The sequence below is a fragment of the Colwellia sp. genome, assembly GCF_013215345.1.
GTDB lineage: Bacteria > Pseudomonadota > Gammaproteobacteria > Enterobacterales > Alteromonadaceae > Colwellia.
This window is the reverse complement of record NZ_JABSOV010000048.1, coordinates 17,876-30,615: the sequence shown is the minus strand read 5'-3', so window position 1 is coordinate 30,615 and position 12,740 is coordinate 17,876. Positions and strand designations below refer to the sequence as shown.

General features: G+C 37.9%; 12 protein-coding genes. 5 read left to right on the top strand and 7 right to left on the bottom strand.

Annotation, left to right across the window (positions count from 1 at the left end; genetic code table 11):
• Window positions 1-374: 374 nt before the first annotated feature.
• Window positions 375-737 carry a DUF2750 domain-containing protein gene (locus tag HRT50_RS09330; RefSeq protein ID WP_291613732.1) on the bottom strand — a complete coding sequence of 121 codons (363 nt, stop codon included), beginning with the start codon at window positions 735-737 and terminating at the stop codon, window positions 375-377.
• A gap of 163 nt (window positions 738-900) precedes the next feature.
• On the opposite strand from HRT50_RS09330, the gene HRT50_RS09325 reads away from it, so the two are divergent.
• Together HRT50_RS09325 and HRT50_RS09320 are read left to right on the top strand one after the other, a co-directional pair.
• The gene (locus HRT50_RS09325) at window positions 901-2,100 is read left to right on the top strand and encodes a serine hydrolase (RefSeq protein WP_291613730.1); all 1,200 of its coding nucleotides are present in this window, start codon (window positions 901-903) and stop codon (window positions 2,098-2,100) included.
• A 360-nt stretch (window positions 2,101-2,460) separates the two neighbouring features.
• Window positions 2,461-4,722, top strand: a complete 2,262-nt coding sequence (locus tag HRT50_RS09320; RefSeq protein ID WP_291613728.1) for a DUF5916 domain-containing protein — start codon at window positions 2,461-2,463, stop codon at window positions 4,720-4,722.
• A gap of 126 nt (window positions 4,723-4,848) precedes the next feature.
• Here the strand turns inward: HRT50_RS09320 and HRT50_RS09315 are convergent, their stop codons facing one another.
• Window positions 4,849-5,481 (bottom strand): DsbA family protein, encoded by a 633-nt coding sequence (locus tag HRT50_RS09315; RefSeq protein WP_291613726.1) that lies wholly within the window; start codon window positions 5,479-5,481, stop codon window positions 4,849-4,851.
• A 230-nt stretch (window positions 5,482-5,711) separates the two neighbouring features.
• On the opposite strand from HRT50_RS09315, the gene HRT50_RS09310 reads away from it, so the two are divergent.
• Together HRT50_RS09310 and HRT50_RS09305 are read left to right on the top strand one after the other, a co-directional pair.
• Entirely contained in the window at window positions 5,712-6,443 is a 732-nt protein-coding gene (locus tag HRT50_RS09310) for a DUF642 domain-containing protein (protein ID WP_291613724.1), read from the top strand.
• A gap of 161 nt (window positions 6,444-6,604) precedes the next feature.
• Window positions 6,605-6,913: a hypothetical protein gene (locus HRT50_RS09305; RefSeq protein WP_291613722.1), complete on the top strand. Its 309-nt coding sequence runs from the start codon at window positions 6,605-6,607 to the stop codon at window positions 6,911-6,913.
• A gap of 122 nt (window positions 6,914-7,035) precedes the next feature.
• Here HRT50_RS09305 and HRT50_RS09300 read toward each other — a convergent pair whose 3' ends face one another.
• The 4 genes from HRT50_RS09300 to HRT50_RS09285 all read right to left on the bottom strand — a co-directional run bounded on the left by HRT50_RS09300 (window position 7,036) and on the right by HRT50_RS09285 (window position 10,559).
• Window positions 7,036-8,199 (bottom strand): HDOD domain-containing protein, encoded by a 1,164-nt coding sequence (locus HRT50_RS09300; protein WP_291613720.1) that lies wholly within the window; start codon window positions 8,197-8,199, stop codon window positions 7,036-7,038.
• A 121-nt stretch (window positions 8,200-8,320) separates the two neighbouring features.
• A complete protein-coding gene (locus HRT50_RS09295) occupies window positions 8,321-8,956 on the bottom strand; it encodes a hypothetical protein (protein ID WP_291613718.1) in 636 nt (211 codons plus the stop codon).
• A gap of 48 nt (window positions 8,957-9,004) precedes the next feature.
• Window positions 9,005-9,688: a phospholipid-binding protein MlaC gene (locus HRT50_RS09290; protein WP_291613716.1), complete on the bottom strand. Its 684-nt coding sequence runs from the start codon at window positions 9,686-9,688 to the stop codon at window positions 9,005-9,007.
• Between the two features lie 286 nt (window positions 9,689-9,974).
• Entirely contained in the window at window positions 9,975-10,559 is a 585-nt protein-coding gene (locus HRT50_RS09285; protein WP_291613714.1) for a TetR/AcrR family transcriptional regulator, read from the bottom strand.
• A 479-nt stretch (window positions 10,560-11,038) separates the two neighbouring features.
• On the opposite strand from HRT50_RS09285, the gene HRT50_RS09280 reads away from it, so the two are divergent.
• Complete coding sequence (locus HRT50_RS09280) at window positions 11,039-11,512, top strand: DUF4442 domain-containing protein (RefSeq protein WP_291613712.1); 474 nt, start codon at window positions 11,039-11,041, stop codon at window positions 11,510-11,512.
• 102 nt (window positions 11,513-11,614) lie between these two features.
• Here HRT50_RS09280 and HRT50_RS09275 read toward each other — a convergent pair whose 3' ends face one another.
• The gene (locus HRT50_RS09275) at window positions 11,615-12,739 is read right to left on the bottom strand and encodes a DUF3083 family protein (RefSeq protein ID WP_291613710.1); all 1,125 of its coding nucleotides are present in this window, start codon (window positions 12,737-12,739) and stop codon (window positions 11,615-11,617) included.
• Window position 12,740 lies beyond the last annotated feature (1 nt).

The window sequence follows — 12,740 nt, the reverse complement described above, 5'->3', positions numbered from 1 at the left end:
GTCTGTTGATCTTTCAGGGTTAAAATTACTTCAATTTAAAGTGTCTTTAATCGCGACGCGAGTTTTGTAGCATAGTTATTCTATGTAAAAAACGAGCAACAATGAGTAAAGCTGCTTTAAATTACCCCATAGGGCAGCGTTTGTTTGAAATGTATACTGCGTTATCGCACATTAATGTAGCTGGCTACACTTCATGCGACTTGCCTTGCCTACATCTCAAACTAACTGCTGTAAAATTCATCTCGAAAGTTCAACAGATCCTAAGATAAATTTGGCGATAAAAACAAAAAAACATCAGCAGTAAGGTTATACTGCGGATACTTTTTACTTTACTTATCTTATTTATATTGGTTATTTCATGCAGACAAGCTTAGTTATTTTAATGACTCTACTGCAGCAAGGGCTTGGGTAAAGTCACTTAATTCCATTTCGACACACTCATCATTACCTTGCCAGTTAATACCAACAATAACGCCATCTTCATTTAAGTCTTCTAACCAAAATTCAAACCAATCTGCCAAGCTGATTTCACAAGGCACATAATCTTGCCATTCATCAATACAATGTTGTTGAGCTAAATCGCTACTTGACCAAAGTGGCATCACATCAGTGTTTTCAAAACTAGGCGAATCAAGCACTACCCAGTCTTCACTGGTTTTGTCTTGAAGTGCCCAAAGTACTTGTGTCGGTTTAGTTTCAGCCAAAAAGACTGCTAAAGTTTCATTGTTATCGCTCATAAGCTCATTACTGGTAATTATCTGAATACACTGATTATAACGGAGTTACCGTCATTGGTCATGTTATTGTACTGACCTCGCTAAGCTTAGTGATAAAATTAAAGGCTTTTTATTTACTCATTTAATCTATAGAATTAGCGACCTTTCAAACTGAGACCTTGTTATGTTTTCTCGAGTAAGCGGCATCTTATTGGCAGTTTTTTTCTCTTCGCTGACATCCGCCAATAATATTAGTCAGTTTAATAAGCAATTTTCCGATATTTTCGCTAAACAATTAAAGCACTATAGTATTCCTGGTGGCGCTTATGCCATTGTGCAAAACAATAAAATTGTTGCCCTAGAAAACTTTGGTTATACCGATAAAGCTAAATCTCATCCGGTTGATAACAACACTGTTTTTCGTTTAGCCTCGGTATCTAAAACCTTCGCGGCAACCATTACCACCATGCTTGCGCAGGAAAATAAATTAAGTCTCTCAGACCCTATTACCAAATATGTACCTAACTTTGTTTTAGCCGCAGATGGCGCAGCACAAAGAATACAGCTCAAACACCTGTTAAGTCATTCAAGTGGCTTAATGCCAAACGCCTTTGATAACCTGCTGCATGAAAACTGGGATATGGACAAAATTATCGGCCGATTTGACCGCATAACGCCAATTTGTCAGCCACAGAAATGCTATGGCTACCAAAATATAGCCTACGGTATGTTACAACCTGCCATTGAAGCTAGCCAAGATAAAAGCTATGCCACTTTATTACAAGACAAGGTATTTACCCCACTTAATATGACCAACGCCTCGGTTGGTATTGATGTATATAAAGAACAGATAAATACTGCCAAGCCGCATATTCTGCGAAAAAGAGTCAAGACCGGAAAAAAGGAGTCACAAGGTCGCGACATTAGAAAATATGTTTGGCGCACGGTAAAAGTTGAAGATGATTATTATAAGGTAGCCCCTGCCGCTGGTGTTAATGCCAGTATTAGCGACTTAGCGAAATGGTTAATTGCCAATTTAGGGCATAAGCCTGAGGTATTAACTCCTGCACTGTTAACAGAAGTAACCACGCCGAGGATAAGAACTCAAAAAGATCTACGCCGGCGCTATTGGCGTGAATATTTAACCGATGCACATTATGGCTATGGGTGGCGAATTTACCAATTTAAAAACCGAAAAATAATTTACCATTCAGGTTGGGTCGCAGGGTTTCGTGCTGAAATAGGTTACTCACCTGATTTAGACTTAGGCTTTGCCATACTCATCAATGCTGAGTCAAACGTCATCAGTAAAGTATCAAGCCAGTTTTGGTCACAAGTAGAAGGTTTATTTAGTAGGCCTTTAACCAAGCGCACTAAAAGTTAGATTCAATAACTATTTGATCATTTACTCAAAAAATCATTTAAACAGTACTTAAACAAGCCAAGTGCACTAAGTTATTATACAGAATAGTAAAATAACGACTCACTCTTTTAATACCAGCCTATTAAAAGGTAGGAAATCAGCCTGTTTTTAGCGGTTGTTTTGCACAAAATAGCGACTATAAAAAATAAATAGCACCACAAGACTACTATACAAGTCTTAGCCTTGTTGTATATACAGTAAACACCTGCCTAGAAAAAACTCTTCCGGTTACTTTTTGTTACATCTATTAACAAACCTTTTCTAACTTTCGAGCGACAATTACAATAATAAAAATAATTTATAAGTTATTAATAAGTCTCTATGTTCTTGATAAAAAATAGCCAAAAGCTTACTCACACTCTATTACTTCTTGTTATTGCCTCCCTACCCTTGAACCTTGCGGCCAAACAAGGAGAGCGAAACCATTTTCAATTAACCCACAATAAAGCCGTTATTAAGGTTGATGGCCGCATGGATGAAGCCGTGTGGCAGACGGCCACAAAAATGGAATTGAAATATGAAAAGAGCCCAGGTGATGGTACGCCATCGCCAGTGAAAACAGAGGTATTCTTCTATGAAAACGGCAGCTCTTTTAACGTTGCCTTTATCGCCTATGATCCAAACCCAGAAAAAATCAGAGCGTCTTTAAGAGACAGAGATAGTTTATGGGCTGATGATAACGTCGCCATTATCGTCGATACCTTTAACGATGAACGCAGCGGTTATGAGTTTTTTGTTAACCCCTTAGGAGCACAAGCTGATGTTCGTATGGATGATACTGACGGCTGGGATGAAGATGATTCGTGGGATGCAATATGGAACAGTGCCGGACAAATTACTGACTTTGGTTATGTGGTTGAAATGAGCATTCCTTTTAGTGCACTGCGCTTTCCCGACTCGGATGAAAAGCTGGTATGGAACATTACCGGTTTGCGAAATTACCCCCGTGATGTCAAAATACAAATGGCCACCAATATCTTTGATCGTGATATCAAATGTAATCTTTGTCAGTTTCATCAATTGGTTGGTTTTGAAGAAATAAAACAGGGTAAGAATTTTCAATTAACACCAACATTAACGGTATCACGAAAAGATGAAAAACCAGACTTGCCTGGAGAATGGAAAAATGGCGATATTGAGGTAGAACCTGGCTTAGATGTTCGTTGGGGCTTAACCCAAGACATAGTGCTAAATGCCACGGTAAACCCTGATTTCTCCCAAGTAGAAGCCGATGCCGGTCAGTTAGATGTTAACAATACCTACTCATTATTTTACCCCGAAAAAAGACCTTTCTTTTTAGATGGTGCCTCATATTTTGATACTACTAGCTTTAATTTTGTCCACACCCGTAATATTGCCGATCCTGATGTGGGTTTAAAGTTAACCGGTAAAACAGGTGAGCACAGTTATGGTTTAATGTTAGCTGATGACAGTAATACTTCCTTTTTAATGCCTGGCAATCAAGGCTCAGATATTGCGACTTTAGATGAAAAATCTAATGTTGCCATAGCACGTTATAAAATGGATGTTGGTGAGCGTAACAATGTTGGTGCATTAATGACGCACCGACAATCTGACAATTATCACAATACGCTAGCCTCATTTGATGGCACCTACTGGCTCAGTCAGAATGATAGCATTCAGTATCAAGTTGCCCAATCTGATACTAAAAACACTACTGACGTAATGGCAGAGTTTGATGTTAGTGAGAAACAAACCGGTACAGCTTTTAGGGTGGATTATTCTCGAGGAACCCGAGATTATAATTTAAAAGCAGGCTACACCAATATTAGTGAAGATTTCCGTGCCGATTTAGGTTTTCAATCACGCAGTAATATCGAACGCGTCGTTTTAGGTGGCCGCCGTACATATTACGGTGAAAGTGATGATACCTTAACGCAATGGGGTTATTTTGGTGATTGGGATAAAACCTACGACCAAGACGGTAAAGTGCTCGAAGAAGAATATGAAATTCATGGCAACTTACAAGGGCAAAAACAGTTTTATACTAACTTTGGCGTAGTGCACAGGGAAAGGTTGTATGAAGAGCAATACTTTAAAGAAACACAATTTAAAACCTTTGTTGAAATTAGGCCGGTAGCAAATATCAATATAGGCACCTTTTTCAAGCTTGGTACACAAATTGACTTTTCCAATGCGCAATTAGGTGATGTGGTTTACATCGAAGCTTTTATCCAATGGGATGTAAATCGACATATTAACGCCAGTATTGATTATAACTACTCGCACCTGGATGTTAATGATGGCCGCTTATTTACCGCGCACCAATCAGACATAAGACTCAGTTATCAGTTTAGTATGCGCAGTAAACTTAAACTTGTGGTGCAATACACAGATATTACCCGAGATGTGGCTTTATATACTGAGGAAGACCCTGAGGACTTGCCCGATGCACAAGATAGGTTTTTCTCGAGCCAGCTGATTTATTCTTATAAAATCAACCCGCAAACATTATTCTTCCTGGGCTACTCGGATGGTGGCTATCAAGATGATAGCTTAGCTCAACTGACACGAGATGAGCGCTCTGTCTTTACCAAATTTAGCTATGCTTGGCAGATGTAGCTGTTGCCTCGGTCAAAGCTTTAACTGAATGATTACTAGAAAAAACAAGAAAAAAGCGGTGTTTAACATCGCTTTTTTACTTGCCGAAATATCACTATCCCAGCAATTACCCTAACTATTAAATAGCTAATTCAGCTTATCAATAATATCAGCCAAGGTTAGCCGATAATCACTGTAATCCACAGGGATTTGTTGGCGTATGCCATCGTGCTCAAGCACTAAAGCAGGAAAGCCCTGTTGGCTTAACTGTCTCGCTAAACTAGTTTGTCGTACTAATTCTTGCTCAGTTTCTGCAGAGCTAAGATCATTGGTAAATTGCTCGATAGCTAAGCCAAGCTTTGCTTGCTGCTGAATCAACTCTTTTGCTAAGCCAATCAATACATCAACATTTGAAGGATTTAAAGCGCGTAAATAATAGCCTTGCTGAATAGCATCTATCATAGCGTTTTGAAAACCTTGCTTATGGGCGGCAATTGCCGCTCGACAAGCATTATAGGTTGAGCGCCTTGGTGTATTTTCCGTCCAAAAAGCATGATTAAACTTTGTGCCTAGTTTAACTTCAATAGTACGCCAATGATTTTGGATCATCTGTTGCTGCGCTATTGGCATTGAAATATTGCTATCTGGCGCTAAGCCGCCGGCAGCGTACTCCACTTCGATAGTAGCCGGTAACTTTTGTTGTAAGGCATCCCAAACAGGACGATAACCCCAACACCAGCTGCACATTGGATCATGGAGATAATATAACTTTGTGCTCATATAACGCCTTTATAATGAGATGTGAATAAAATTAAAGGTTAAAAACGGCCTGATTGCTACTTAACTGCTATTAAAACCAGTTGAAAGCATGTGCTAAATAAAAACAAATAACTCGTTATAACCAGTGATAACTCTGGCCTACATGATAAAGTTGGACACTTTAGCCATATGTTGAAAACGCCTTAGTCTCTATACTAGCGCCAACTTAATGCTATTTACATGATTTTCAAATGTTAAAAACTCTGAGTAAGACCATTTTATCTATTTCCCTGCTGCTTGCTAGCTCAATAGCTAGTGCGTCCTTGATCACCAATGGCAGTTTTGAAGAATTAACCTTTGCTGATAACTCGGATTCTCAAGGACTTGTTCATCAAACTGATTTACAAGACTTTGCTAACAAAAATCGTGGCTGGGATGTTTTTTATACCCTTCCAGGTTGGGTAACAACGGCTGGTAAAGGTATCGAATTACAGAAAAACGTTGTCACTAAATCTAAAGATGGTAGCAACCATGTGGAGCTAGACTCTCACTCTAGAGGTTCATCAAATTCAGTGATGACCCAAACACTGAATTCACTCACCATAGGCGCTGATTATTTATTAGAGTTTTCTTACAAACCTCGTACAAATAAGCGTAATGACAACGGTATCAATGTCTTTTGGTACGATGCAGCAATAGACTTTAACTTAGCGATGACTGCTGACTTTGCTATTAATAGCATAAGTAAAAAGAACAAAGGCTGGACAGTACAATCAATACTATTAACAGCACAGTCTGAAACAATGGATTTAAGCTTTGGCGCTTTTGGTAAGCAAAATGGTCTAGGTGGCTTACTTGATAATGTTTCTTTGATACAAGTCAGTGATGGTCCAACAACAGATATCCCTGAGCCTTCAGTGTTTGCACTTTCAATGTTTGGCTTGGCATTATTAGTACGCCGTCAGCATAAAAAATCAAAATAGCACAAGCTAATCTATATCAGGCCCATAGCTAATATTTCGCATATATTGCCTAGTTAATGAGTAGCTAATTGGTAAGTAAAAAATAAATGCGCGCCCTTTAAAGGTGTCCGGTACAAACACATCTAAAAGTATAGATTTAAATTAAAACTAAGGAAATGTAAATGTCAGAAAGTAAGTACAGACGTAAAGCATCCGGAATTTTAAATAAAATTATGAAATCGGGTAAGTTTAAAGTATACCGTTTTACGCAAGGCATAGAGCTACAGGCTCATACGTGGGTAGAGCTACCTACTTTGGATAACATAGAGAATATAGGTAATACCACAGGCTTACGAATCGGTATCGGTCACAAGTCTTTAAGCATTAATAATAAGAGACATTACTGTAGAGTAAGCGATCTACTTTCCGTAGGGGATAGTTCTCAATTGGCACGTCTTATAGTGCGTGATCGTATCGGCGTAGTAGTATGAATGTAAGATAGTAGAATTAACTTCCTCGGTCAGCCCCCCTCTTTTATAAGAGTGGCTGAGGAAGTTCCCATTTTCATTAATACATAGTGCTAACAAGTTACCGGTAAACTAGCTCCCCGCAATTATTCAGTACCACTGAATAATTGCGCCTTAACCTCAGCAAAACCATCTAGATTTAACAGTTCCGCTTTTTGCTCTAATTCACTGTGATCTTTACGCCCGGTTGCTAGCGCATATAAACAAGACAACATAAACAATAGCAATTCATCTTGTCTGCTCGCTTTTGTTTCTTGCTTACCGACTTTATCTAAATGATTTAGTTGTTTGATCACACTGGCATCGATATGCCATAAAGACAGCATTAAGCCTGATGCGCCATAAATACTAATACCCATTACTTCTAAAGTGTGATGATTTAATGAAGGTAAATCATCAATTCCTTGTAATGAATGCAAGATGAGTTGGTGCTTAACCGCCTCTTTATGGCACAATAATAATATGCCGAGTAAGGCAAATACCAGCACTTGTTCAATAAGGGCAATATCAAACTTAACGTCAATACCCGCTGATTTACGCATTAATTGGAAAAATTTAGGCGCGGTCACAAAAGCATGAGTACATTGGTTAATAACCTTTTGATCCACATGTACGGCTAACGCATCTTTAACTGAATAAATAACCGCTAAATTAACCACGGCATTTATGCCTAAATTTCGGCTAATTGCTTCTTGAATATTGTTCGGGGTTTTCCCGTAAATAGCTTTGCTGGCAAGCCCCATTAACCGTCCGGTGAAAATAGCATCGTTAGCGACAATATCTATCACGCGTTGCAAGTCAAAACTGTCCTTATCTTTTTCCTTCAGTAACTGCTGACAGCTATCTGGCAATGGCGGCATATTTTTCGCGATAGTGCTTAAGTTCTGCGGATTATCTTTGTTATTACCAACAAGGGATAGTTCACGGAACTGCGCCGGACTTATGCCAAACTTACTGCGAAAAGCGCGCTCAAAGGTGGCTCGCTCCGAATACCCCAATTTCAAGACTAACGTACTAACACTGACATTTTTGGTTAATAAGGCATGCACACACAGCTCATTCAAAAATTTATGCTGAATGAGTTTAAAAGTAGTTTCTTCTTGGCCAAGTTTACGCCGAAAAGAAGTCATACTCATCGCTAGCGCTGCTGCACATTGTTCTATGGTAAGCGTTGCCGGCACATCACTTTTGTTGAGCAGGAGATTAACGGCTTCGGTAAGCAATAATGACTTTTTATTAATTAGATTCATTTGAGTTTTACTAGATAAATAAGCAGAATTAAGTCGCTAAAAAAGCGCATATAACTGGGTAATAAACTAAAGTACTCTATATGATGCTCAATTTCCTGCATATTTACTAGGTAAAGAATAGCTATACCGCTGATAACTTCATTTGTGCCTTACCACCTACTTGGCTCTTTACTGCTCTTAGCTGGTGAAAGGAGCCAATAAAAACAAAGACATAGCCAAATAACTCTAAACCTTCTTGAATGATAGTTTTATAAATATGGTGGTAATCTTCATTCATTACTTCCTTCCAAAGCGTACCTGAACCAAATAACCGGCTAAAAATCATGATAATAACTAAACCAACTAAAATATTGAAATAGGCATTAGTTTGACTAAATGAACGAACAGAGCTAACTAGATAGTCACTATGCCTAACGCTATAAATGATTACCGAGCTAGCTAACAAGAGAGTTGGGTACAACCAAAAACCGTGCACTATCATGTCAAAGTAAAAATCGAGTTCGCGTAAGAACATACAGCCAAAAAATCCAGCCACTAAGATAAACAATGTCCGTGATTCCGCTACTTTAGTTGCTGACCAAATAAAGATACCTACACTCGCTAGCAATAACAGTTGCTGAAATAGCTCAGTCAGTGAACGTTCAGACAAATTATTTTCTAAGACAAAATAATCGATATTAATGGTGGTAATAACACCTGCCGATAGCAGTGAAATAATGATAAAAGGTAATACCAGCATTTTAAATATTTGCAACAAAACAAACTCCATTCGTAAAAAGGTTAAATTATATTAAGTGAATTAAAATTATTTGGCTAAGGCCGCTAATTCTAAAGTAACGTGATCTATGCCCTGCTTAGCTATTTTTTTATTAAGCTCTGCTTGTTTGGTGCTTAATAATGAAATGCCCTCTATCGTGATATCAAACGCTTTCCATTGCTTGGTTTTTTTATTTTGTCGCATTTGAAAAACGATATTAATGGTTGGTGCACCTTGCTCAATAATTTGAGTTTTAATACCGATGATTCTTTTACCTTTAGTTGGTTTTTCAGGCTCAAAAATCACTTGCTGGTTTTTATACTTAGCTAAAGCAATAGAGTAAGTTCTTACCAAGTAATGGCGCATCGCTTCAACAAAATCAGCACGCTGCTGTTTTGATACTTTTTTCAAGTGTTTACCCAAAATACGATAGGAAGCATAGCGATAATCTATTGCGGGCATTAGCTCTTCTTCAACAATGTCGCGCATTAAATGTGGAAATTTAGCAATGGCTTGTTGATTAGCCGATATACGTGAAAATAAGTTAGTCCCCGCTGTTTTTAATACTACATAAGGTGAAGCATTATCTAGATAAGAGGGTGCTGAAGGTACTGTTGCCAAAGGTACTGAGTTAGCTGATGCTGTTACAGCAGACGATGCTGCCATTAACTCAGTAGCAATAGTCGAAGATAAAAAAAAAGCCAAAATGCTTTTTGCTATCAATGCTCGCATGGTAAGAAATCCTTGAATATAAAATATGTACTACGAAATAGGTTAAAACATACCGACCGAGCGGTATGATAATTTTATAGCGAGATAATAGCACCGACCGATCGGTTTGTAAAAGCTAATATAAAGAACAAAACTGTTTACGAAAGTGTAAATGGGAATAAGCGCAGAATTATATCAGATAAATTAAGCCCGCTGTTAACTTAGTTACTACATCTTCACCTAAGCGCTATAAAATAAAGAAAGGTGAGTTAACTGGGGATTAGCAATAACATCGCAATAAGCGGATCTATTTTTTTAACGCTCGAATATAAAGGCATAACTCAGCAATTACTTGCTGGAACAACTCTTTATTGCGTGAGCTTTTACTTAAGGTGGTCGCACCATTTAGAGTCGCGACAATAAAATAACTCACTTGGCTCAGCGCTAAACCGTCGCGTAAATCATCATTGATTTTCTCAAGAGCATCAACAATCGACTGATTTAACTGTTCTTGCATAGACAAAATACGTAATCGGAAGCCCTCATCAACATTGGCCATTTCTTCACAGAGGTTGTTGAGCGGACAGCCACAAACAACTTCACTACAAGACATTTGATCTGTCATTGAGGTAAAAAAAGTACATAAACCTTCAACAGGGTCTTCAACAGCCAAAGCTGACTGCCAGAGATCTAAAAACATTGGTGTATAAATTTCTTCGAAAACGGCGTAACCCAGCTCAATTTTACTGGTGAAGTGGTGATATAGCGCGCCTTTTGATATTTCGCAGCGATTAAGAATAACCGACAAGCTAGTCGCTTTAAAACCATGCTGATGAATTTCATCGGCGGCCACGGTTAATATATTTTGGCGGGTTTGCTCTGCATCACTCATGGTTACTTCTCAATTTATTCATTCTATTAAATCATAACCAACCGCTCGGTATGTTGCAAGAGTTGCTTAAGGTAAGGAAAATTAACTTATTGTACTTCCCCGTGTGGAAGTACAGATAAACGATTACGCTTAAGGTTTTCAATGCATTGCCAGGCAGACAGCAGTATTACTGAACAGACTACTTTGCTGAATTCCAGCATTTCCTTAATGACGACTCTATTAATATTAGTCTACAAGAATGCAGAAACAACTTATTAATAGCTAAGATATTAGCACCCTATTTGTTCCATAAGCTATAAAGAAAATAGATAAAGTTATCACTATAACCAGACCAAGGTAAACCGGTTAGATATCTAACTATCAACGCGCTAGCTAGATTTTGAAAGTTATAAGGTTTATATTACTGCTTACCAACTGGTACAATGAGCTGGGTGTTATCCTTAAATCCAATGTAATATAATTTTATAAAGTGACTCTAAATGAATATATTGTTTAAAAAATCTTGGCTATTTCGCCTTATTATGAATGCTTGGCCACCGTTATTTTTTGCTGGGATTCGCATAAAACATATATCAACTGATTTTAAAACGGCACGTGTAGAATTAAGCTTACGTCCGTGGAATAAAAATGCCGTAGGCAGCCATTTTGGTGGTTCTTTATTCGCAATGACCGACCCTTTTTATATGTTGATGATCATGGCACAGTTAGGAGACCAGTACTTGGTTTGGGATAAGTCAGCTGACATTGATTTTATCAAGCCAGGTAAAGGTAAGGTCATTGCCGATTTTGCCATTAATCAACAACTCATTGACGATATTATTACTAATACGGCAAATGGTGAAAAATACTTACCTCAAATTCCCGTGTATGTAAAAGATGAACAAGGAGATATTGTGGCCAAACTAAATCGTACTCTTTATATTCGTCGAAAAAAGCCAAAAGGTATGAGCTAGCTGACTGATAAAACACATAACTAGTCTGTTAAGTATTATTTTTAACAAAAAAAATCCTGCATGATATTGCAGGATTTTAAAATAAACTAAACTGATTAGCGCTTACACATTCAACATAATATGTTGGTGTACACGAACAATAATGTCATCACTTTCTTTTTTCCAATCTACTTCATCAGAAAATGCTCTCACCGCTGCAATGGCTTGATTAACAAACTTGCCATAGTTGTGGTGTGTTTCATCACTCTTATCAGCAAAAAATACAAAGCGTAGCGTATCAACTAATGTATCAGCTTCCCAATGCACGCAAAAACGTGTCTCAGCGTTATTTGGATTGACACCGATATAGATTAACTCACCAGAAACATTTGCTACTTCATTTTCATCATAACGAACAAATGGCGATACACCATTGGCAAGCAATGCAGCTTGGTCAATTTTATTGGCCTGGCAAGACTTGTTAAAAGCATTTTCTATTTTTTTATAAAGTTTAGTAAATGGCTCATCCGATAAATAATCAATTTCCGCACCTTTTAATAAGCGACGTGCCATTGGAATACTGGCAACTACGTAAGTAACCGAAGTGTGATCATTGCTAATACTCTGACCCTGACTTTCATAACGATCGGCAATTTCTCTAAAGGTGTGACTGATGGTATTAGTTGCACCTTTGTCTTTGGCAAAAACATCAAAGGTTAAATGTTGATGATCGCGCAATTTAATCTCATTATCAGCTAAACCAATAGACTTTGAAATATCTTTAATCGCTTGGTAAACCTTACTATGGAATTTACCTGAATTAACTCTAAGCTCCTGCCCGGTCGCTAAAAACAATATTTTAATTTTTCTGGCTCTAATTGCGCCATCAAAATAGCCTTTGAAAGTACTATTGTGCTCAGGACAGTAGAAGAAAAAAGATTGCTGTTCTGTGTGTAAAACTTGCTGTTCGCCACTATAGCGCACCCTAACTAAACGGTTATTGGCAACAAAATTAACATGCGATAGACCATGTTCTTCAACGATCTCAAATATTTTGTGTGACAAGCTTTGATAGAACTTTTGATATGGCTTAACTGACGTTTCATCGATACCACCACACACTAGATTAATTAAATTATCCGTTAAGGGTATTTCAGCTAAAATATACTGATTATCACGTGCATCACTAGGTAAATAAACACGTTCCCCGTACCTATGTTTTTTTAAGATTGATGAAGTTCGTCTCATA

Excerpts from the sequence above, each read along its gene's own strand:
- HRT50_RS09330 (WP_291613732.1), bottom strand. The coding sequence starts at position 737 with ATGAGCGATAACAATGAAACTTTAGCAGTCTTTTTGGCTGAAACTAAA.
- HRT50_RS09325 (WP_291613730.1), top strand. The coding sequence starts at position 901 with ATGTTTTCTCGAGTAAGCGGCATCTTATTGGCAGTTTTTTTCTCTTCG.
- HRT50_RS09320 (WP_291613728.1), top strand. The coding sequence starts at position 2,461 with ATGTTCTTGATAAAAAATAGCCAAAAGCTTACTCACACTCTATTACTT.
- HRT50_RS09315 (WP_291613726.1), bottom strand. The coding sequence starts at position 5,481 with ATGAGCACAAAGTTATATTATCTCCATGATCCAATGTGCAGCTGGTGT.
- HRT50_RS09310 (WP_291613724.1), top strand. The coding sequence starts at position 5,712 with ATGTTAAAAACTCTGAGTAAGACCATTTTATCTATTTCCCTGCTGCTT.
- HRT50_RS09305 (WP_291613722.1), top strand. The coding sequence starts at position 6,605 with ATGTCAGAAAGTAAGTACAGACGTAAAGCATCCGGAATTTTAAATAAA.
- HRT50_RS09300 (WP_291613720.1), bottom strand. The coding sequence starts at position 8,199 with ATGAATCTAATTAATAAAAAGTCATTATTGCTTACCGAAGCCGTTAAT.
- HRT50_RS09290 (WP_291613716.1), bottom strand. The coding sequence starts at position 9,688 with ATGCGAGCATTGATAGCAAAAAGCATTTTGGCTTTTTTTTTATCTTCG.
- HRT50_RS09285 (WP_291613714.1), bottom strand. The coding sequence starts at position 10,559 with ATGAGTGATGCAGAGCAAACCCGCCAAAATATATTAACCGTGGCCGCC.
- HRT50_RS09280 (WP_291613712.1), top strand. The coding sequence starts at position 11,039 with ATGAATATATTGTTTAAAAAATCTTGGCTATTTCGCCTTATTATGAAT.
- HRT50_RS09275 (WP_291613710.1), bottom strand. The coding sequence starts at position 12,739 with ATGAGACGAACTTCATCAATCTTAAAAAAACATAGGTACGGGGAACGT.